Origin of the sequence: Psychrobacter sp. AOP30-A2-5 (genome assembly GCF_052378115.1) — a bacterium.
In the GTDB taxonomy this organism is placed as follows: Bacteria; Pseudomonadota; Gammaproteobacteria; order Pseudomonadales; family Moraxellaceae; genus Psychrobacter.
Map to the genome: position 1 here is coordinate 44,653 of NZ_JBQSXK010000011.1, position 21,047 is coordinate 65,699.

Annotated in this window: 17 protein-coding genes and 1 pseudogene; 3 read left to right on the forward strand and 15 right to left on the reverse strand. The window is 42.4% G+C overall.

Annotated features, from left to right (window positions below):
• Window positions 1-207: 207 nt before the first annotated feature.
• Together ACT3S4_RS09250 and ACT3S4_RS09255 are read right to left on the reverse strand one after the other, a co-directional pair.
• Window positions 208-2,619, reverse strand: a complete 2,412-nt coding sequence (locus ACT3S4_RS09250; RefSeq protein ID WP_444760937.1) for an ESPR-type extended signal peptide-containing protein — start codon at window positions 2,617-2,619, stop codon at window positions 208-210.
• Window positions 2,620-3,074: 455 nt separating this feature from the next.
• Window positions 3,075-4,217, reverse strand: coding sequence for a M14 family metallopeptidase (locus tag ACT3S4_RS09255; RefSeq protein ID WP_201560922.1), 1,143 nt, complete (start codon window positions 4,215-4,217; stop codon window positions 3,075-3,077).
• Window positions 4,218-4,424: 207 nt separating this feature from the next.
• On the opposite strand from ACT3S4_RS09255, the gene ACT3S4_RS09260 reads away from it, so the two are divergent.
• Entirely contained in the window at window positions 4,425-5,060 is a 636-nt protein-coding gene (locus tag ACT3S4_RS09260; RefSeq protein WP_201560935.1) for an IS1595 family transposase, read from the forward strand.
• Between the two features lie 61 nt (window positions 5,061-5,121).
• Here the strand turns inward: ACT3S4_RS09260 and ACT3S4_RS09265 are convergent, their stop codons facing one another.
• Together ACT3S4_RS09265 and ACT3S4_RS09270 are read right to left on the reverse strand one after the other, a co-directional pair.
• Window positions 5,122-5,697: a hypothetical protein gene (locus ACT3S4_RS09265; protein WP_444760938.1), complete on the reverse strand. Its 576-nt coding sequence runs from the start codon at window positions 5,695-5,697 to the stop codon at window positions 5,122-5,124.
• 183 nt (window positions 5,698-5,880) lie between these two features.
• Window positions 5,881-6,825 carry a D-Ala-D-Ala carboxypeptidase family metallohydrolase gene (locus ACT3S4_RS09270; protein ID WP_443518149.1) on the reverse strand — a complete coding sequence of 315 codons (945 nt, stop codon included), beginning with the start codon at window positions 6,823-6,825 and terminating at the stop codon, window positions 5,881-5,883.
• Between the two features lie 263 nt (window positions 6,826-7,088).
• Here ACT3S4_RS09270 and rodA point away from each other — a divergent pair, with 263 nt between their 5' ends.
• Both rodA and ACT3S4_RS09280 read left to right on the forward strand, forming a co-directional pair.
• Window positions 7,089-8,231, forward strand: a complete 1,143-nt coding sequence (gene rodA / locus ACT3S4_RS09275; RefSeq protein ID WP_055124925.1) for a rod shape-determining protein RodA — start codon at window positions 7,089-7,091, stop codon at window positions 8,229-8,231.
• Window positions 8,232-9,424: 1,193 nt separating this feature from the next.
• Window positions 9,425-9,766, forward strand: a pseudogene (locus ACT3S4_RS09280) (septal ring lytic transglycosylase RlpA family protein); the annotation flags it as partial.
• 171 nt (window positions 9,767-9,937) lie between these two features.
• Here ACT3S4_RS09280 and radA read toward each other — a convergent pair.
• The 11 genes from radA to ACT3S4_RS09335 all read right to left on the reverse strand — a co-directional run bounded on the left by radA (window position 9,938) and on the right by ACT3S4_RS09335 (window position 21,044).
• On the reverse strand, window positions 9,938-11,377 hold the full coding sequence (gene radA / locus ACT3S4_RS09285) for a DNA repair protein RadA (RefSeq protein WP_201560925.1): 1,440 nt from the start codon (window positions 11,375-11,377) through the stop codon (window positions 9,938-9,940).
• 356 nt (window positions 11,378-11,733) lie between these two features.
• Entirely contained in the window at window positions 11,734-12,513 is a 780-nt protein-coding gene (gene lptB / locus ACT3S4_RS09290) for an LPS export ABC transporter ATP-binding protein (protein ID WP_055124926.1), read from the reverse strand.
• A gap of 79 nt (window positions 12,514-12,592) precedes the next feature.
• Window positions 12,593-13,075 carry a lipopolysaccharide transport periplasmic protein LptA gene (gene lptA / locus ACT3S4_RS09295; RefSeq protein ID WP_087816076.1) on the reverse strand — a complete coding sequence of 161 codons (483 nt, stop codon included), beginning with the start codon at window positions 13,073-13,075 and terminating at the stop codon, window positions 12,593-12,595.
• Between the two features lie 186 nt (window positions 13,076-13,261).
• Entirely contained in the window at window positions 13,262-13,846 is a 585-nt protein-coding gene (lptC, locus tag ACT3S4_RS09300; protein WP_045446404.1) for an LPS export ABC transporter periplasmic protein LptC, read from the reverse strand.
• Complete coding sequence (locus tag ACT3S4_RS09305; RefSeq protein ID WP_443214612.1) at window positions 13,843-14,409, reverse strand: KdsC family phosphatase; 567 nt, start codon at window positions 14,407-14,409, stop codon at window positions 13,843-13,845. The genes lptC and ACT3S4_RS09305 overlap by 4 nt, the downstream gene beginning before the upstream one ends.
• 69 nt (window positions 14,410-14,478) lie before the next feature.
• Window positions 14,479-15,471 (reverse strand): KpsF/GutQ family sugar-phosphate isomerase, encoded by a 993-nt coding sequence (locus tag ACT3S4_RS09310; protein ID WP_444760939.1) that lies wholly within the window; start codon window positions 15,469-15,471, stop codon window positions 14,479-14,481.
• Between the two features lie 215 nt (window positions 15,472-15,686).
• A complete protein-coding gene (gene hfq, locus ACT3S4_RS09315) occupies window positions 15,687-16,220 on the reverse strand; it encodes an RNA chaperone Hfq (RefSeq protein ID WP_193013118.1) in 534 nt (177 codons plus the stop codon).
• Window positions 16,221-16,691: 471 nt separating this feature from the next.
• Entirely contained in the window at window positions 16,692-17,840 is a 1,149-nt protein-coding gene (miaA, locus tag ACT3S4_RS09320; protein ID WP_087815931.1) for a tRNA (adenosine(37)-N6)-dimethylallyltransferase MiaA, read from the reverse strand.
• A 92-nt stretch (window positions 17,841-17,932) separates the two neighbouring features.
• Window positions 17,933-19,813 carry a DNA mismatch repair endonuclease MutL gene (gene mutL, locus ACT3S4_RS09325; RefSeq protein WP_227676060.1) on the reverse strand — a complete coding sequence of 627 codons (1,881 nt, stop codon included), beginning with the start codon at window positions 19,811-19,813 and terminating at the stop codon, window positions 17,933-17,935.
• A gap of 90 nt (window positions 19,814-19,903) precedes the next feature.
• Complete coding sequence (gene tsaE / locus ACT3S4_RS09330) at window positions 19,904-20,428, reverse strand: tRNA (adenosine(37)-N6)-threonylcarbamoyltransferase complex ATPase subunit type 1 TsaE (protein ID WP_201581423.1); 525 nt, start codon at window positions 20,426-20,428, stop codon at window positions 19,904-19,906.
• The gene (locus tag ACT3S4_RS09335; protein ID WP_238048506.1) at window positions 20,421-21,044 is read right to left on the reverse strand and encodes a 6-pyruvoyl trahydropterin synthase family protein; all 624 of its coding nucleotides are present in this window, start codon (window positions 21,042-21,044) and stop codon (window positions 20,421-20,423) included. The genes tsaE and ACT3S4_RS09335 overlap by 8 nt, the downstream gene beginning before the upstream one ends.
• Window positions 21,045-21,047: the final 3 nt, after the last annotated feature.

Genomic DNA, 21,047 nt, shown 5'->3' on the forward strand with positions numbered 1-21,047 from the left:
TAAATTGCCTTGTGACATTGCCTTATGACCCTAAGCTTATGGCAGCGCTTAAAGAAATAAGGCAGCTCAAGCGACCGCTTAGCTCGCGGCAGGATTGGCATTCAAAAAGGTTTGGGCTATAAGAAGTTTTAGATAATAAGTAAAAATGGTCATCAGAGAAAAAGGACAAGTTAATGTCCTTTTTCTGGCTTTTGGTTTACTTAATGCTTACCAGCTAAAGCCCATACCCATGCCACCAGAGTTCTCATCTTTCGTGAAAGCACCACCGAGACTAAAGCTGGTATTGGGATTAATGACACGCTGATACCCCAATGAGACCGCTTGCTCGGAGCCCTGAAAACCTGCGCCCACGCCTATACGGTTCTTACCTTGTAGACCTGACGTGCTGGTTGCCATGTTTAACATCGCAGCACTCATCGCACCTTGACGATCAAAACGATCATCAATTTCCTTAAAGCGCTGTCCATTGTCTTGCAGATAATTGTGAATAGAGTCATTTAGAGCATTAAATTTAGTATCAGTATAGGTGTTCGAGGTTTCGATAGCGCTTGTTTTTGCGTCTTGTAACTGACTGACATTGACTGCGTCATTATTAGCGGTACCATTAGCAACATTGATAATCTGACGCTGGTTAATATCCGAACCAACCGACACTGTGTTTTCACGGCTAGAGCTAGAGTCATTACCGAGTACCACGGCGTTTTTTGCCGTAGTATTGATATTATTGCCGAGCACAAAAGTATTGTCGCCAGACACGGTATTATTATTGCCCATACTATAGCTGTTATTGCCACTGACCGTACTTGGATCGCCAATCGCACCTGAATGATTTCCAGTCACTTTATTACCAGTGCCAATGCTGATAGCTTGCTCACCGATTGCTTGGGCTCCATCTCCCATTGCAATAGATTGCTTGCCCTGCGCCGCCGCATTAGTGCCTAAAGCCATTGCGTTGTCTCCACTAGCAATCGCTTCTGCAGACGTACCACCATTGATGCTTAGGTATTTATGCTGTGCAGCAATGTCCTGTTTAACGCTCAATACCTGATCATTCGTATAACTTTGTGACAATGCCAGAGTCTCTGTTGCTTTGCCATCGGTGTAACCTTTGGATGCGGTTAAAGTCTCGGTTGCTTTTCCGTCGGTATAACCTTTTGATGCGGTTAAGGTTTCAGTTGCTTTTTCGTCGGTATAACCTTTAGAGGCGGTTAAGGTTTCAGTTGCTTTTTCGTCGGTATAGCCTTTGGAGGCGGTCAAAGTCTCGGTTGCTTTGCCGTCGGTATAGCCTTTGGAGGCGGTCAAAGTCTCGGTCGCTTTGCCATCGGTGTAACCTTTGGATGCGGTTAAAGTCTCGGTTGCTTTTCCGTCGGTATAACCTTTTGATGCGGTTAAGGTTTCAGTTGCTTTTTCGTCGGTATAACCTTTCGATGCGGTTAAAGTCTCGGTTGCTTTTCCGTCGGTATAACCTTTTGATGCGGTTAAGGTTTCAGTTGCTTTTTCGTCGGTATAACCTTTGGAGGCGGTCAAAGTCTCGGTCGCTTTGCCATCGGTGTAACCTTTGGAGGCGGTCAAAGTCTCGGTCGCTTTGTCGTCGGTGTAACCTTTGGAGGCGGTCAAAGTCTCGGTCGCTTTGTCGTCGGTATATCGTTTATTTACCGCATCTGTATCATTTGTCGCATCTGCCACATTAGTGATACGTTTTTCGAAACCCTTGCTACCAACTGAAATTGTATCTCTTTCATTTGCAATGGAGAAACTACCGATGGCGGTTGCGCCTGTCGCAGTGGCTTGGCTATTACTGCCAAACACGCTGCTGTCTGTACCTGATGCGGTATTCTGATAACCAACTGCAACACTATAGTCACCCTCTGATGTATTTTCAAAACCGACGGCACTACTGTTCTCACCTGATGCTGTATTATTATAACCGACGGCGCTGCTATTTACATTCGAGGCGGTATTTTTATAGCCAATTGCACTGCTATTTATGTTCGATGCCGTGTTGTTATAACCAAATGCACTACTATAACCCTCTGAGGCGATATTATTAGATCCTATCGCACTGCTATTGATACGCGATGCGGTATTGTTATAACCAACAGCACTACTGTACTCAACTGAAGCTTCATTATTAGCGCCTAATGCACTACTATAATCACCTGATGCTGCATTAGTATAACCAACCGCACTGCTATAACTACCCGAGGACTTATTGAAAAACCCCACTGCATTGCTAGAGTTACCTGTTGCTTCATTTGCATAACCTAGCGCACTAGTCGCTTCATTTGAAGCTTTATTGTCAATACCTAAGGCACTACTATTAATACCGCCTGCTGCATTATTTATTCCACAGGCTAGTGCAATTGCACCTCTTGCCGTACTTCCTCCAGAAACAGGATCCGTTACGCATACCACGCCTGCCCACACTGTCGAACCACTGATCGCTGCGATACTGAAGGCAAGCCCTTTTAGGGTCAACATCTTATAGTCATTTGAGCGAGCTATTTGGGCGATAGTGCCAGTCGTGCCGCTAGTCTTACCAGCGCTCTTAGTATTTTCAGACACCACCACTATACAACCTAGTGATTGACTCCAAATCTTTTTAAATACTTTATTCATAGCTCGCTCCATAAGTCCAAAAACTACTCGTTGATAAAATCAAGGCTATCTATGCCACTTACTATGTCACTTACATTAACCATGCTCATAAATGACAACTGTCATTTATTAAAGCACAAAGCTAACATACCTGTATATTTACATTAAAGGATATTTAATCTTCAGGGCTGTCTTAGATAAGCAAAATAATCTGGGATAGTTTTATGGAGAAATAGCATTATGAGTAAGATTCGCCTACCCAAACGCTCACAGCACAGTTAGCATAACGATTGTTATATCGGTAAGAGTGAGCACGTCTGGTAGGGTTGCAAGTGCCGTTATGGCACTCGCAAGGTCTGGCAGCAGATCAACCTGATGGCGTATCTAAGGAAATTTGGATGGCATAGAGAGTGTTGAACAAGTAACCCTTAAGTGGATGGACTGATTTCATAACCCAAACAATCCACCTAAATGATTCACTCACGTAAATCATCCACGACTGCCAACATAGCCACTAATGAGGCTTCCCCTAATTTCATAGAGCGCTCTGGTGACCAACCCGTATCCGCATCGGGGACATTATTGTTATCTATAAATGGCATCTCCAAGGTATTGGCAAGGCAGTCAAAACGTTCGGCAACCCAGTGAGTGGCAAGCGTCATGTTCGCAGTACCCGGTGCATCTACGTCATAGCCTTCTTCCGTCTGAAAGTCGGCACTGGCGATCTTTAACACTTCTGAGAATCTATCGCGTAGACGTGCGAGGCGGTCGCTATAATTTGGCGTACCCTGCGAGCCAGCAAGGAACACAAAAGGTATTTCTTCATCACCGTGTACATCATAAAACAGGTCAACGCCCGTTTCTTCCATTTTATTAATGACATGAAAGACTTCTGGGCTGGTTTCCAAACTTGGATTTGACCAAGCACGGTTTAAATTAGTACCGACTGCGTTGGTGCGCAGATGACCGCGCACGCTACCATCAGGGTTCATATTAGGCACGATGTAGAAATTAGCTTTATCTAATAACAGTTTACCCGTGGCATTATCACCATCTAACAAGCTATGCAGTAGACCATCGACCAACCATTCAGCCATCGTTTCACCAGGATGCTGACGCGCCGTAATCCAAATATTGCGTTTAGGCGCATCGTTATTGCTAGCGCCATCACTAATTTTGACTAAGGTTAAATCGCGCTTATCAAGGGTTTCTCCCAAATGCTCTAACGTCACTAATGGATGCATTTGCACCGCTGCTAATAAATCTTGATGACGCTCATCACTGTAAGGGGCAAAAAAAGCAATTTGAATGGTTTCACATTCCAACTCTGCCGTTATGGTTAGTTTGCCGTCTTTATAAGAGGTTGGCAGACGAAACCAATAGTCGCGATCGTACGACGCTACCGCTTGGTAATTCTCCCACCCTGCAGGGAATGCTGCATCCTCTGCATTCATAATATTGAGCACATATTGCTCGCCAACTTGACCTGTCAGGCGAAAATTAAACCACTGAAAAAACTCGCCTCCAACGTCCGGACGAATAGCCAATTGGATATTTTTTTTATCTTCTAAATTAATAACCTCAATATTACCAGCATCGAAATTAGCAGTGATATGCATAAATTTTCCTTAATTATTTCTGGGACTGTAGTAGATAAGCACTATGCTAGACTACTTTTATGAAGATAACCCGTTGTAAAATAAACGCCACTCTCAGCTTAAACGAAGCCCTGATTTTACTAGCCTAGATTTAGTTTCAAGAAAGCCACTGATTTATAATATATTTAAAATCAGTGACTTATGAAAATAAGTTGAGAGCGGCATAAAATAAGTAAAAAAGCACAGCGAAGGCTATTAGAGTTTTTTACGGCTGGAGTAACTGCTAGAACAGCCGCAGATTTGCTTAATATCCAGCCTAACACTGCGGCACTTTTTTATCATAAAATAAGACTTGTGATAGATTCTCATCTCTCATTGGAAGCCGATGAGATTTTTGATAGTGAAGTCAAATTAGATGAAAGTTACTTTGGCGGCGTACGCAAAGGCAACAGAGGTCGCGGGGCTGCTGGTAAAACAGCTGTATTTGGTATTCTAAAACGAAATTGTAAGGTTTATACCACTGTCGTAGCAGACACCAAACAGACGACTCTAATGTCTGTTATTAAGCGTAAAATCAAGCCTGACAGCTTTGTTTGTACTGATAGTTATCGAAGTTACAATTCGTTAGATGTGAGCGATTTTAAACATTTCAGAGTCAATCACTCTAAAGAGTTTACTTGCGGTAAAAACAATCACATCAATGGCATTGAGAACTTTTGGAATCAGTCTAAACGAATACTCAGAAAATATAATGGGATCGATAAGAAGAACTTCCATTTATTTTTAAAAGAGTGTGAGTTTAGATTCAACTATGGATCACCGTCTACTCAGCTTAAAACTCTGAGAATATGGTGTGATGTTTAATCCTTATCTACTACAGCCCCTAAAAGTCGATAGTGGGTTGTCCATGCAAAAAATAATGCTCTTAACCAGAAATAGTCACTGCCACGTCATACATGAAATTTTCAGGCTTATAAGTTGCACCATTATAGGTCAATCGAATCACGTGCTTGTCATAAGAGTCTACTTTATAATCACCATTGGCGAAGTCATGCAGCGCTGGCACTATCAGTAGCGCTTCAATTTGACTGTCGTTAATGCTAACCGAGATCTGCTGACCACTGCGTGGGTATAAAAAATAATCACAATGATTATTCACCATCACTTCTGCAGTACGCTCAACGACCTGACTGCCTATTTCTTCTTGTATGAGTTTTGGACAGATATCTGAGCGCTTTGAAGCCAGCCGAGCATAAGAGTTCTTAATATTATCTTCAATATCTTCAACGTCCTGTAAGTTTCTGTCAGGATCAGTAGCGGAATCTTCTGCCGTTAGAGAGCCTTGTTCAGAAAACGTTTCTGGGCTACAAGCACTGACCAATAAAAGAGAGAGCAAAACTGAACCAAACAAAGCCATATACGTGTTATTTGATTGTAAAAACGCTTTTTTTGGCTTATCAGACTTATGTGTTTTCACCATCGTTGAATACCGCTTCTTCATAAATCCTACTTACAATAGACGCTATGTGATTTCATAAACTAAATGATCATTAATCATAGTTTTGTAATGCTAAACTATTTATCATTTAGCGCTGCCTTTCATCAGTATTATTATAGCGCTTTTACTCTAACTTAATTAGCTCTGGCTCATATTTATTTGATTTTTTGATAGATCATAGATGACTTAATAGCGGCACGAAGATGAGCTGCTGGCATGATTAAAGCCCCATTTACGATAACCATCCGTGTCTAGATGTATCGCACCCGTAGCATATAGCCCTAAACCGAAATTATGAGATTGCCCCTGATATTGCCAAAACTGGCATAAGCCATCTTGCATCGTACTGAGCCGCCATAAGTTATCTTCATACTCTGGTACCCAGATGTCGATAGCACTGGCATTCATATGCTTGCTACTATCGGCACCGCCTGCACAGTCATTAAGACCAGGACTGCGATATACCGAGCGTATTTCACTACTGATAGGTAGAATTCCTTGATGCTTCAATTCGCCGTACAAACGTAATGTCGGGACGATATTTGCCCATAACTCTTGCGGTGGCAGCTGATAAGGCTCATAACCACATTTGCTCCAGCTTCGCGCTGTTGTGAGCAATTGCGACATAGGCGGTACATTGTGTACCCCTACCCGCGAATTTAGGTAGCGTTGAAAATCTGCCACTTGCCTAGCACGGTAGCTATTGCTATTCAACCACGCGTTAAAATCCATACTAATAGAATCAGTATAAGTACTATTGTAAGTATTGTTCGCAGTGCTGTAGCTGTTATTACTGTAAGTTGTATTATAAGCAGGTGCGCGCCGATTGACATTCATGCGCTTATTTTCTTCAATAGACAGACTGTCATCGAACTCAAAATCACGCTGCTTTTGAGCAATCAATCCTTGCATGCTATCGCCACTCAGCATGGTAACGCCAGAATTATAGCTTGTAGTATTCGTCGAAGGTCTGATGTGAGCGTTACTACTACTACCCTGACGTACTTGGATACGGCGCTCACTATTGTCGCTGATAATAGCGGCATGAACAGAGATGCTACTGGCACAGATGAGTAGTGCAAGCATAGGCTTGTGAATCTGCCTATAAGGATATTTTTTTGTATTGGTCATTGCAACAAGCTACCGCTAAAAACGTTTTATCGATACTATCAAATTTTCAGCAAGCAAGCTAAACTATCGCCTCTAATCAGAGGCGTGTTATTGGTAATTAACACTTATCCTTATAATTTTTATAATTATGTGACTTTATTTCTTATGTGTTACTTTATCTACGATATTTTACTTGCATAGATATAGATATGGTGCGATTGCCTTTAAATGTTGATCTGATTTGAAAATTCCCTCTTACCTCAATTGCCAGACACACTTTGCCTATGTCTTCTAATCCGCAATACCGTTTTTCACGTCAGAGCCATCATTTAGGCCAAGGCCATGCACCATCGTTATGGCAGCGTATACATATCGATCCATGGTTGACCCTTCTCTTATTGACGGTTTGCTGCATTGGTTTGACAATTTTATATAGTGCGGCCGGTCAAGATGTCGGTATGGTATTACGTCAAATGGTCAGCTATGGTGTGGCCTTTACGGTTATGTTTATCATGGCACAGATACCGCCTAGCCTTTATCGCACTTTTACACCTATCTTTTATGTAATGGGATTAATTTTATTGGTATTGGTCGATATCATCGGTGAAGTACGTATGGGTGCTCAGCGCTGGATTAATTTACCAGGGTTTGGCAGTGTGCAACCCTCAGAATTTATGAAACTTGGGATGCCAATGATGTGTGCTTGGTTTTTATCCAAGCGTGATCTACCGCCCTCTCTATCTAGCATCGTCATTACCTTAGCCTTAATCATCGTCCCTGTATTATTAATTGCAAAAGAGCCTGATCTTGGGACGTCGCTATTGGTGGCAGCCAGTGGTATCTTTGTGCTTTTTTTGGCAGGGTTGTCTTGGCGATTGATTTCAGCTGCCGCCATATTAGCGATACCGCTTATTGCGATTGCTTGGAATTTTCTATTACATGATTATCAGCGTACCCGTGTCTTAACACTGCTCAATCCTGAAGCCGATGTACAAGGGGCTGGGTGGAATATCATTCAGTCAAAAACCGCCATCGGTGCGGGTGGACTCACTGGTAAGGGCTATTTAGAAGGCACGCAGTCGCATTTACATTTTTTACCAGAAGGTCATACTGATTTTATTATCGCGGCTTTTTCAGAAGAGTTTGGCTTGTTGGGTGTGATTTTATTAATGTTCATTTATTCCTGTTTGCTCCTGCGCGCCTTATACATCGCTTTCACCCATCCTGATGTATACAGTAGATTACTAGCGGGTGCAATTGCCATGTCTTTCTTTGTTTATGTGTTCGTTAATGTGGGTATGGTTGGTGGTATTTTACCCGTCGTTGGCGTTCCTCTGCCCTTCATTAGCTATGGCGGTACTGCAATCGTCACTTTGATGGCAGGATTTGGACTACTTATGTCCATTCACACTCATAAGCCCAGTTGACGCACAGTTACCAGTGATTCTCTAATGAACATTCAAACTTTATCTTAATGCTATTCATGTTAAAAATCAAAAGACACAGGCTATATAAAAGTTGTAAGGCGGATGAATCAGCCAATTAAAGCCTTTATCTAAATCATTGTTACATGCAAAATGGTTGAAAATAAATATAAATCAACAACAAATTAAGGGTTTTTAACAAATTTTATTGTTTCATCATTTTATGGCAAGTCCTATAACTTGCCATAAAGACCCTCCTATCTACTTTTGATAATAAATACAAGCCATTGATTTAATTGAAATGATTAAAAACACCCTTATATTTCCTCTCATTAAAACACTTCGTTGCCAATTGGTACTGATAGATTTTAATCCTTGTTTTTTACAAATAATTGCGTTAACCTCCTTTTACTGTACTTTGATACATAACCCGTACATAGCTACTAATAAACTTTGCATTTAATTATATTTTGGTTGTAGCTCGTACGTATAGTTAGCGAATTGTAGATTCCAAGCTTTCAAATACACTACTTAATTAACGGTTTAATAACAAAAACACACGCAATGCCTTCTAAAACCTTTATTAATTTAGCAATGTTAGAAAGTTTGTAAATAGCACATATAGCGGACTCGGTACTCAACCTTTGTATTCGGATTGGGTATTCTACTAATATCGTTAGCTGTCATTTGAGCGTTTCATAAGTATCTTTGGGCGTATTATCCTGACCCGCTTATGATAATAAAATGAAAAATTACCATACCTTAAAATCTATAAAAGCCACGTTTAGTATCAATAATTATATGAAAAAAATATTGATGATGCGGCTTTAGAGTTTGTGACGCTGTTAGATTGGTCTAACATTGCCACGCTCAGTCTAGAACTATTAGAGTTAGATTTTAAAGTATAAGTTATAGAGGTATCTATGAATAAGCGTTTATCTGGTTTACTTACCATGTCAGCAGTATTGTTTGCTGGCTCCGCAGTTGCTACTAATGCAAATGCTGTAGAAGCCAAAACCTCTCTTGCGATGATTTCACAAGATAACGCCTCCCATATCGATCGTGTACTTGGTGAGCTTAGCCGTCAACATGATGGCGCATCAAGTTTGGTGAAGTCAGCACGCCAACCAACCTCGTTGGCACTTAGCAGCTCACTGTTAGCCAGTGACACCTCTCAACTGACTAATGATGAAGATGTATTAGAGCGTCTGACAGCCGTAGCCTCTAACTCGGTCAGTAAATTTAAGCAAACAGGCCTAGCCTCTTGGTATGGTCGTAAATTCCATGGTCGTAAAACAGCCAGTGGTGAAACATTCGATATGAATGGTTTGACAGCGGCGCATCGTTCACTGCCATTGAATTGCTATGTTAAAGTCACCAATAAGACCAACGGTAAAAGCGTCGTGGTAAAAGTGAATGATCGTGGTCCATTCCATGGTAACCGCGTGCTAGATTTGTCTTATGGTGCTGCCAAAAAACTCGGTATTACGGGTAAAGGTGTGGGTAATGTTGCTATTGAGCGCGTTTCAGGACCATAATTCTAAAAAAACAGTCTATTTGTATTAGAGCATAAAAAGCGCCTAACACATCAGTGTTAGGCGCTTTTTTATAGTTTCAGTTTATTGTATCCATTAGGCTACAAATAAAGCTGTAGCGCTTAGCAATAACTTATAAAACAAGGTGTAATCAAAATGATTAACCCTTACACCTTACAGTTCAAATGCACTCTCAATGGCATCATCGAGACGTTCAACGGCAATCACATTGATGCCTTTAAATTGAGGAGCATCCTTAGCAGGCGCATTGGCTTTTGGGATAATGGCATACTTAAATCCATGTTTCATCGCTTCCTTTAAACGTTCTTGACCGTTTGGTACAGGACGGATTTCACCCGACAATCCCACTTCACCAAATACAGCCAATGACGATGGCAAGGCTTTTTCTTTAATACTTGAGGCACAAGCCAACAATACTGCCAAGTCAGACCCAGTCTCTATAACCTTGACACCACCGACGACGTTGACATACACATCTTGTCCGCTAGTATGAATACCGCCGTGTCGATGCATGACGGCCAGCAGCATGGACAGACGCTGAAAATCCAATCCTAATGCCATTCGTCTAGGTGAGCCTTGCGAATCATCCACTAATGCTTGCACCTCCACCAACAAGGGTCGTGTGCCTTCGCGGCTGACCATGACGACAGATCCAGCAACGGGTTTGTCATAGCGACTTAAAAATATCGCTGATGGATTGGCGACCTCTTTCAGTCCCATATCTGTCATACCAAAAATACCTAATTCGTTGACGGCACCGAAGCGGTTTTTGACGGCACGAATCATCCGAAAACGTGAGTCTGATTGACCTTCAAAATATAAGACCGTATCAACCATGTGTTCAAGAACGCGCGGCCCTGCGAGCGTGCCTTCCTTGGTTACATGACCCACTAAAAATAGCGCGGTGCCAGTCTGTTTGGCGTAGCGAGTCAAGATGGCCGCAGACTCTCGAATTTGACTGACGCCGCCAGGTGCAGAATTGATTGCATCCGTATAAATGGTTTGAATAGAGTCAATAATAGCGATGGCGGGTTGCTCTTGAGTCAAGGCGGCACAAATAGTCTCTACATTGGTTTCGGCCAGTACGCGTAATCTATCGGCCGGTAAATCTAAGCGCCTAGCGCGCATAGCAACCTGTGCCAATGATTCTTCACCAGTCACATACAAGGCGCTACCTGCCAACGAGTCGGCACGTGCCATATTAGTCGCAGTTTGCAGCAAAATCGTCGATTTACCGATACCAGGATCACCGCCGATTAAAACGACTGAACCAGCAACCAATCCTCCACCAAGTACACGATCAAACTCACTAATACCAGTTGGTAAGCGTGTGTCTAGCGTCACGCTCACAGCATTAAGCGGCATGACCGCACTATGCGTACCCGAATAATTTCCTGATGGTGCACCACCTAATTCACGAGAGGCTGATCGATTTGCTGCTGGTTTAGAAACGTTTTTATTGTGATGGGGCATGCTCACATTTGGTGCTTCGACCAAGCTGTTCCATTCACCGCAATCGGTACATTGCCCTGCCCACTTGCCAAAATGCGCGCCGCAATGCTGACAGACATAACTGCTCTTATTTTTTGCCATAACGTATGAACCTTATTCAAGTGTCCAATCAAGATTAATTGATAAAATATCGTGACGCTCTAATAAGCGTTAATTTGAGAATGATTTTTGAGATAAATTAGCCATCAGTACGATGGACTAGATCTTATAGAAGAGGTGATGCTAAATGTGATGAATAGCTAGATATAGGAAAAGTAGCAAGCGCTGTCTTGAGAACTTAATGGAAATTATAAGTCTAACAGACAGCGTAAATAGTAGCGCGAAAAACACGTTGAGATATTAAGGTTGTATTGAACATTTAAAAATACGCAGAGCTAATCGATGCGCATTTAGCAAAAATGTATTCGAGACAAGTACAATATTCAACACATCCTCGTTTATACGTGAAAGTCTTTACCCAGATAAACGGCTTTCACCAATTCATTTTCTAACACTTCACTAGAAGTACCTTCAGCGATAATAGCACCTTCTGAGACGATATAAGCTTTCTCACAAATAGCCAAGGTATCGCGAACGTTATGATCAGTAATCAAAACACCAATACCACGATTTTTGAGGGTCAAAATAACGTCTTTGATATCACCAACAGAGATAGGATCCACGCCTGCAAATGGCTCATCTAATAAAATGAACTTTGGGTCAGCCGCCAATGCACGGGCAATTTCACAGCGACGACGCTCACCACCTGATACGCTCATACCTAATGATTTTCGTACATGCTCTAGATGGAATTCACCGATTAGTTTTTCCAGCTCTTGCTTTTGCTCGCTTTTACTCAATTCTTTGCGAGTTTCTAAAATAGCCAAGATGTTGTCTTCGATAGACAATTTTCGAAAAATAGACGCCTCTTGTGGTAAGTAACCAATTCCTGCCCGTGCACGCTCATGCATGGCATATTTAGACAGATCCATTTTTCCTAAAGTGACACGGCCTTTGTCCATATTGACCAACCCTACCACCATATAAAAGCTGGTTGTCTTCCCTGCACCATTTGGACCTAATAAACCAACGACCTGCCCTTGTTCTACGGAGAAAGAGACATCTTTCACAACCCAGCGCTTACCATAGCGTTTGCCTAGATTTTGCATTGATAGTCGCGTCGCAGGTGCTGCGTTATTGTTGGTTGCTAAAGGGTTTGTATTTTTATTATCACTCATAACTTACTCGTACGGTTGCGGAATTCAAGCACTAATACACTAAGGGATGTTGATACAGTTACATTAACCATTCAGCTTTTTAGCGGATGCTACTTTGGCTACCATTACTACTGGGCGGAAACACCAACTCTACGCGCTGATTACCGCCAGCAGTTGCTTCAACATCACCAGCTTTTAGGCTATAACGAATGACATTACCCGCAAAACTGGCGCCATTTTGAACCAACTTAGCATTACCCGTCAAAGTAACAATACCCGTGACCGCATTATAATCAATCTTATTGGCTTGACCTTTCGCCAGCCCTTTTTCTTGTGTGACTACCTGTTGCATGGTTGCAGGGCGTCCAGTCGCTACTGCTGAATTAATACTGCGACCCTGTGATAGGTTAACCGTAATGTTATCAGCGGTCATTTTAAACGTACCTTGAGTGATAATGACACTACCCGAGTAGCTGGTAACGCCTGTACGCTCACTATAGGTCGCTTTATCAGCCAATAGTTTGATTTCTTGATTGGCATCTGATGGCAGCGCATGACTGTAAAGTGGCAGTGCCAGCAGCATAACCGTTGGCAGCACATGTAATTGACGCAAGCGGCACGCTGTTAGATTGAAGCGTGCTAATGATGAGCGCAAAGTAGGCAAAAATTTAGATGTCATAAAAATCACTCGTTTTATAATGGGTAGTAGGATTTGCAAACTTTATGCTAGCTGCTATTTTTATTACATAGTCAATAAGAGTTACTGCGATCAAAACAATGCTTTATCTTGGCGTTCAGCTGGAGTAAAAGCGACGGCAACTTGACCAAACTCATATTCACCGGTCTCAAGGTTGGCGGTCATGCTAGAAGCTTCAAACCGATTCATGCCTTGTTCAATCTTAACAGGCGCGTCACTATATACTTGCCCTGATTTGGTATTGCCTTTAAGGATACTACCTGTCACCTTTATCGGTTCAATATCTGGTGCGTCTTTATTGCCTTCACTGACCAGTGAAAACCCCCCTGACAAGCTGAGTTCACCCGTCTGCTGACTGATAGCAGCACTGCCCGCTTCAATACGATAGCGCTGCTCTGCCGATGGCTCCCAATTCATAGTGATGCCTGACATCTCATCTAAATTGGTCTCTGGATTGTGCGTCAATGTTTTGGCAGTCAGCTCATACTCGGTTTCGCCTTTCTCATTAGTCTGTACCGCTTTGATGTCTGTTGCTTCATAATCAACATCAGTCGCTTCCATACTAACTGGTGGCGCTATCTCTCCTTGTTGTTGAAAAAACCAGCCTGCAATACCGGCGATAATCAAGGCAAGGACTATTAAAACACGAGTATTCACGACAAATTATCCTGATTTTTGACTTCATCAAGCGTATAGTGCGCGATGAAGTCTTGATAGTGTCCATGACCTTTCAAAATGAGGTCACATATTTCACGTACTGCGCCAGTGCCACCTGCTCGGGTAGTGACCATATCACTGCGATTGATGACTTCGGCGTGTGCATTGGGTACTGTTGCAGCAAATCCAACGGTTTGCATCGCTTTAATATCTGGCAAATCATCACCCATATAAGCGCAGTCGGCAGCCGTGATATTGAGCGCTGGATCAAGTATGCTTAGCAGCTCATTTAAAGCAACTAGCTTATCATCACGACCTTGCACCACATGATTAACACCCATTTCCGCGGCGCGCTTATCCACCATGGCACTGCTACGACCTGTGATAATAGCCGTCAAAATACCATAACGTGCTAACGACTTAACCCCTACGCCATCATGGACAGAAAAAGCCTTGGTCTCGATACCATTGGCATCATAGATAATTTGACCATTCGATAAAATACCATCGACGTCCATTATCAACAGTTTTACTTGTCCAGCTTTTTTGATTAAGTCTTGCATCATGTCCCTCTTTCTTAACGCTGTTTTTTAAATTTTATTGTTATAAATCAATATTTTTATTAATTCTCGTTATTTTACACCGGCTTGTAGTAAATCATGTACCGTAATAATCGCTTCTAAACGGTCTTCGTCGTCAATGATTAGCAACTGACTGATGCCATTTTCATTCATTACACTGAGCGCATCTGATGCGCGCATGGTCTTGCTAATGCACCGTGGATTGCTGACCATTACTTCACGCATCGGTGTTTGCAAATCGATGCCTTTTTCTAGACCACGGCGTAGGTCACCATCTGTAAATACCCCAACCACCTTATCATTATCATCGGTCACCACCGTCATACCTAACCGCCCAGCAGACATAGTGAAAAGCGCTTCTTGCAGGGGTGCTTGCTGATGAATGAGCGGTAAATCTTCTGATCTAGTATGCATTAAATCTTCAACTCGCGTTAGCAGCTGACGACCTAATGCGCCTGCTGGATGCGATAATGCGAAATCTTCTGAGGTAAAGTTGCGCGCATGTACTAAGGCAACGGCTAATGCATCGCCAAGTGCCAATGTCGCCGTGGTACTAGAGGTAGGAGCAAGATTAAGTGGACAAGCCTCTTGCGATTTACCTAGCGTCAATACAATGTTAGCAGCACGAGGCAACATACCGCGCTTATCACGGCTAATACTAATCAGTGGAATATTTAGATGTTTGACCACTGGCAGCAGCATCTTAATCTCATCGGACTCACCAGAGTTAGAGATGGCAAGCAGTACATCACCTTTTACCAACATGCCTAAGTCGCCATGCCCTGCTTCACCAGGATGCATAAAAAAGGCTGGCGTACCAGTAGAGGCAAACGTCGCCGCTATTTTACGCCCAATCAATCCTGACTTACCCATACCAGTGACCACGACTCGACCTCTACAAGCCAAAATAATATCGCAAGCTTGCGCAAATCTATCGTCTATCTGCTCTGTTAGTAAAGCCAACGCCGATATCTCAGTATTAATCGCTTCGATAGCCTTACTGATAAATTGCTCATGGGTTAGATTGATTGGGGTATTACTCATGGATTCGCTCTATTTTATAATGAATCAATCACGTATTTTACTATACTATGCCCAATATTAATAATAATCTGCGAAACCAATCGCTAACAGCTCTGCACGTAATCTCAGACCATTATTATACGTTTATTTATACAAAAAAAACCCACTATAAAAAGCAGGTTTTGATCGGACAAATCATATATTAGTAATACACCTTCGATAATGAATCTTGCTTTCTAACCATTGTTATCATTAGATTCATCGTTTGACTTATCCTCAAAACCCGTATTATCTGCTGGATTTTCGAAGCCACGGTCTTGACCAAAACCGCCGCGCTCAAAGCCGCGATCCTGACTCTGACCAAAGCTACCACGCTCAAAGCCACGATCTTGACCTTGGCTAAAGCCGCCACGATTAAAACCACTACGACTAGACGCAAAACCGCGCTCTTCAAAGCCACCTGTACTAGCAGGATTACTACCACGCTCAAATCCGCCGCCTTGATAACCTGCTGGAGCAGTGCTTTGCGGTTGAGTACTTGTACCTGTCGTTGTCGTACTGCTACGTGGATTACGTGCTGGCACGACGGTTGAGATAGCGTGTTTGTATACCATTTGACTGACAGTGTTTTTGAGCAATACCACGTACTGATCAAATGATTCAATCTGACCTTGCAGCTTGATACCATTGACCAAGAAAATAGAGACAGGAATACGATCTTTGCGCAGCGAGTTCAAAAACGGATCTTGTAAAGTTTGTCCTTTTGACATGAGAGCTCTCCTAAATATTATTAATTATGTTTTAGTGCCAATTATTTTAAGTGTTCATTTAATTATAATGGCTAACGGCAGATACAATAATAAATTTTCTTTATAAAACGTATCTAAATAAACGCTACTTGTTCTTAAGTGATTCCACTTTATCGCGAATACATTATTATTGTAAATAATTAAGTAACTAGTTGTTTCAGTAGTTATTTTTATCAACAAACGTCAATTAATATTGATTGAAAACACAGTTAGGCTAATATTACACCTACTATTTTGATGAATTTAAATTATAACAGCTATCTACGATATATTTTGATACTAATTGTCATTACTTTCTAATAGTTGCATAGAGCTTTTTGCAATACTATATTTTTAGTACACCATATTGTATTTATAAGGTATTAACTCATACCATATTTTGAGGCGATAGTGATTTTGCTATAACTGATAGCTTTAGTATCATTGATAGATTTAATATAAATAGTCTCTTGCCTGCGCCATGGTAGTGAATGCTTTTACCACCATATTGCGGTCTATAGAATAGCCTTCCTCACTAGAGGTATCGGCTGCTATCGCCCCATCCATGGACTTACTAGGCAATTGCATGACTTTGCGTAACCATGTGTACTGACGTTTTGCCAATTGTCTTGTCGCATATAATGCCTTATTTTGCATTTGCTGACAAGCAAGTGCCTGGGTCGCATCATCAGATAAGCTTGATTGAGCTGAAGACTGCAGCACTTCAAAAGCACTGTAAAATTGCGCTTTGTCTAGATGAGGCTGTTCAAATACTGGGTGATCGATATGTACTAGGTATTCTAGTACTTGGCGATAACCAACGCAGCGCATGGATGGTAGATTTGGCGTTAAAGGATAGCGCTCCAGCAGACCAATGACCTCAGTCACCAACCCGTCATTCCACATGATATCTAAACGTTGCTCGATACGTGTATGCAACCATGGACGATCAGGCATGACTGTCAATGCATGCCATTGCTGATTGGGATTATTTGCCAATGCCTGCTTGGGCTTGCGCTGCCAGTCACTTATAGGAATGTCAGTTTGCAGATAAACTTCAACTGCTCGGGTGATGCGCTGAGTATCAGTCGCATTAAGGCGCTCATGGCTGATCGGATCTATCTCACCCAAATAGTCGTAAAGCGCACTAATGCCTTTATCTTGCCGCCACTGCTCCACACGTGCGCGAACACTATCATCACTGTCAGGTACTGGAGATAGCCCGTCTAGCAGTGCCATGTAATACATCATAGTACCGCCAACCAGCAACGGTATTTTGCCATTCTCGTGACAGCTATCAATCAAACGGGCAACGTCATTCACAAATTCGGCGACGCTATAGCTCTGCATAGGATCGATAATATCAACCAAATGATGTGGATAACGCGCCAACTCAATAGCGGTTGGTTTTGCCGTACCGATATTCATATCACGATAAATCAGCGCTGAATCTACTGAAATTAGCTCATAACGCCCTGTATCATATAACTCATAAGCCAGTGCAGTCTTGCCACTTGCTGTCGGCGCCATCAAACACACCACGCTATTATCTGCTAAATTGGCGTTTAGGCGATAAGATGAGCTGTCAGATGAAAGTTGCATAGGCTTGCCTTTATTAATGATATTAGTAGCAATAAATAACTTTGAGCAGTGTCATTGCTAAAATTTGCTTATTATATTTTTTGTCGTTATAGCTATCTTGACTCAGGCGCAGATAATAGCATCAATGTTGCTAATTGATTACCATCTATCGCTTTAATCGCATGCTGAGTCAGTAACGCGTCGATATCCGCCAAGAACACCATCAAGTCTTGCTTTGACATTTGCATGCTCACGGCAGCAAGTTGCTGATTAATGTCATTTGCACTGTGCAGCCATTGATCTTTTTTATATGCCCTATTGCTAAGTAAACTTGACTCAAATAACGAACGCATTTTTGATTGCCAATTCTCTGCACCGAGCAATACACATTGGCTTTGATGATAAAACAATAGCCAAGGCAGTGCTTTATTCTCACTATATGTCGTGCCAACAGATTCGGTTAATGCCTCATTTAAATGAGTAACAACGTCTAGGCAATAAGGCAAAGATGTCGAATGTATTGCGACATCGTTAGCGATACCTCTGGTGTTTTGACTTGTTTTCTCAGAAACACTTGGTACGTTTAAGGTTTGAGGCGAATACCTATTTTCTGACAACTGATAGGGTTGTTTGGGCGCTTTTACCTGCTGGCTTTTGCTTGAATAAATGGTCGTTGATGTGTTTGGCATTGCAGTAGCGAATGCGTTATCGATAGACAAATTACTATCTACTATCTGACTATTACCTAGTATTTGAATAGCATTAGCAGAACTGATCGTCTCTGTAGTCACTACTGTCTTAAGTTTTGTCCGAATCGCATGGCTTACATGCGCCATAATATTATTGAGCGGACTTATTTTAATACGCTGTTTAGATGGATGCACATTGATATTGAGCCACTGAGTGGGCAAATCAAAATAAAGCGCATAGCCAGTTCCTACCAACTGAGCAGTTTGGGCAAGTTGGCGTAGCTGATTGCTTATCAATGCTTCTTTTACCAGTCTGCCATTCACATAGATTAATTTTGGTAAGGTATCCTGCGAATCAGTGATAGGCCATAACCAACCATTAACGCTTGCTTGATCGCCAAAGCCATTATTAACATATTCTCTGGATGGCTGCATTAAACTGGTGAGGTCTATCGCTATCTCTAACGCCTTTTTGGTTAACGACAACCCAGTCGCTTGCTCAAGACGTGCCAATGGCAAAGGATTGACATTATTATTGCCATTAGCATTTGTAGAAACGGTATTTAAAGACTTTGAATTTGAAAGCCTTGTAGTTGAAGACACCGTACTTAAAGACATCGTACTTAAAGACATCGTACTTAAAGACATCGTACTTAAAGACATCGCACTTGAAGAAAGTGACAATCGTTTTTTATTATCATGAAACAGCGTCAGTGCCACATCTGCTCGCGCCAAAGCCACTTCGCGCACAATCGTTTCGATATGACCGAACTCCGTCGCAATAGATTTCAAATTGCCACGGCGTGCTGGTACGTTAAAATATAAATCTTTAACCGTAATGGTGGTACCACGATGATGCACAACTGGCATGAGCTTTGGCGCATCATCTAACACACCTGCGACTTGCAACTGGCGACCGATGCCACTGTCATCATGGCTACTGGTTAAAGTCAGCCGAGATACTGCCGCCGTCGCTGCTAGTGCTTCCCCGCGAAAACCCAACGTCGTAATACCGTGTAAGTTAGCGACATCCGCGACTTTACTGGTTGCATGACGGGTAATTGCCATGACCATATCATCGGGATGAATACCCACGCCATTGTCGACCACTTCAATCATACCCATGCCGCCTTGAGTAATATGTATCTCAATATTGGTCGCACCAGCGTCAATGGCATTTTCTAGCAGCTCTTTGACTACAGCTGCTGGGCGTGTCACTACCTCACCCGCTGCCAATTGATTGATGAGCAGCGGCGATAGTTTTTTGATGCGAGTATAAGAATGATTGTCTGGCATTTTCGGCATTAAGAGGTATCGTTGTTTTACGTGATGATAAGTAGTACTGGCAGATATTGATGACTTATATTAAGGTCTGTTGAACATTCAAATGTATAATTAAATCTTAACAGAGGATAAATCCAAGCCTTGCGCTTGTCCAGCCTTCGATAGCCGCAGCTCGACTTGACGAGACTCATTATCCTTATCAGTGCTAGTAGCTTGCGTCATATCGATAAACAAGGTCGGCGGTGGTAAATAGCTGTCCGCACGGCTTGCCCATTCGATGATAACCAATGCATTTGGCTCATCCAGATATTCATCAAAACCGATAAAAGACAGCTCTTCTGGGTCTTGCAGACGATACAAATCCGCGTGGTAAACTGGCTTGACTGAGCCGTCTGTTTGCTCGATGCTATAAGGCTCGACCAAGGTATAAGTCGGGCTTTTGACGGCACCTGCATGCCCGAGCGCCTGCAACCAATAGCGAGTCAGAGTCGTTTTACCTGCCCCTAAATCACCTGCCAACCAGACACTACCTGTCAAAGGTAAAGCTGCCAATTGTGCAGCCAAACGCTGAGTATCGGCTTCTGTATACAGTGTCAGCGTCTTAGCATTTTTGTCCTCTGTTGTACTATTAGGCATCGGGCTTACCTACCTGCACTTTCGTCTGTACCTGCATAGTCACCGTTGGGTTGATAAAGCTTTCACCGCGGATCAATTTGGCATATAGCTCAGGGTCGTGCCACTCGGCACTGACTTGATCGCTAAACTCAAACGCTTCTAGATGAAGCTTACCCATTTGCTCATTCGCCACATCATCAGCAAAGCACTGCGCGTAACCGGTAGCGGTTTCATGTGCAATCACCGAGTAAACGCTGACATCAGATTCACCGTTTTGCATTTGGGTTTGTTTTAGAATTTCTTGCGCCCAAAAGAATATCACGCGTGAAAACTGCTCTGCCGATGGCGATACTGGCAAGCTTATCCAGCGCGCACTGAATTTTTTACAGGCAGCGACATACTCAGGGTCGTCTTTATTCCAAAAACAAATCGCGTGATCAAAGCTGTCGATAATGTCCTTGATAGACGATTTTAATAAGCCAAAATCATAGACCATTTGCCCATGATCCAAGCGCTTAGCCTCAAGAATCAGTTCAATCTGATAACTATGACCATGTATAGAGTGTTTGCAGCGCTCAGAGCTACAATTACGCACAATATGTGCATTTTCAAATTTAAAAAGTTTACGGATACGCATAAC

What these genes read in the sequence shown, in the direction of transcription:
- lptA (WP_087816076.1), bottom strand. Translation starts at nt 13,075, where the DNA reads ATGCTGCTGGCACTGCCACTTTACAGTCATGCGCTGCCATCAGATGCC.
- hfq (WP_193013118.1), bottom strand. Translation starts at nt 16,220, where the DNA reads ATGTCAAAAGGACAAACTTTACAAGATCCGTTTTTGAACTCGCTGCGC.
- rodA (WP_055124925.1), top strand. Translation starts at nt 7,089, where the DNA reads ATGTCTTCTAATCCGCAATACCGTTTTTCACGTCAGAGCCATCATTTA.
- tsaE (WP_201581423.1), bottom strand. Translation starts at nt 20,428, where the DNA reads ATGCCTAATAGTACAACAGAGGACAAAAATGCTAAGACGCTGACACTG.
- ACT3S4_RS09255 (WP_201560922.1), bottom strand. Translation starts at nt 4,217, where the DNA reads ATGCATATCACTGCTAATTTCGATGCTGGTAATATTGAGGTTATTAAT.
- ACT3S4_RS09265 (WP_444760938.1), bottom strand. Translation starts at nt 5,697, where the DNA reads ATGAAGAAGCGGTATTCAACGATGGTGAAAACACATAAGTCTGATAAG.
- ACT3S4_RS09270 (WP_443518149.1), bottom strand. Translation starts at nt 6,825, where the DNA reads ATGACCAATACAAAAAAATATCCTTATAGGCAGATTCACAAGCCTATG.
- ACT3S4_RS09305 (WP_443214612.1), bottom strand. Translation starts at nt 14,409, where the DNA reads ATGCAAGACTTAATCAAAAAAGCTGGACAAGTAAAACTGTTGATAATG.
- ACT3S4_RS09310 (WP_444760939.1), bottom strand. Translation starts at nt 15,471, where the DNA reads ATGAGTAATACCCCAATCAATCTAACCCATGAGCAATTTATCAGTAAG.
- miaA (WP_087815931.1), bottom strand. Translation starts at nt 17,840, where the DNA reads ATGCAACTTTCATCTGACAGCTCATCTTATCGCCTAAACGCCAATTTA.
- mutL (WP_227676060.1), bottom strand. Translation starts at nt 19,813, where the DNA reads ATGCCGAAAATGCCAGACAATCATTCTTATACTCGCATCAAAAAACTA.
- ACT3S4_RS09250 (WP_444760937.1), bottom strand. Translation starts at nt 2,619, where the DNA reads ATGAATAAAGTATTTAAAAAGATTTGGAGTCAATCACTAGGTTGTATA.
- lptB (WP_055124926.1), bottom strand. Translation starts at nt 12,513, where the DNA reads ATGAGTGATAATAAAAATACAAACCCTTTAGCAACCAACAATAACGCA.
- ACT3S4_RS09335 (WP_238048506.1), bottom strand. Translation starts at nt 21,044, where the DNA reads ATGCGTATCCGTAAACTTTTTAAATTTGAAAATGCACATATTGTGCGT.
- radA (WP_201560925.1), bottom strand. Translation starts at nt 11,377, where the DNA reads ATGGCAAAAAATAAGAGCAGTTATGTCTGTCAGCATTGCGGCGCGCAT.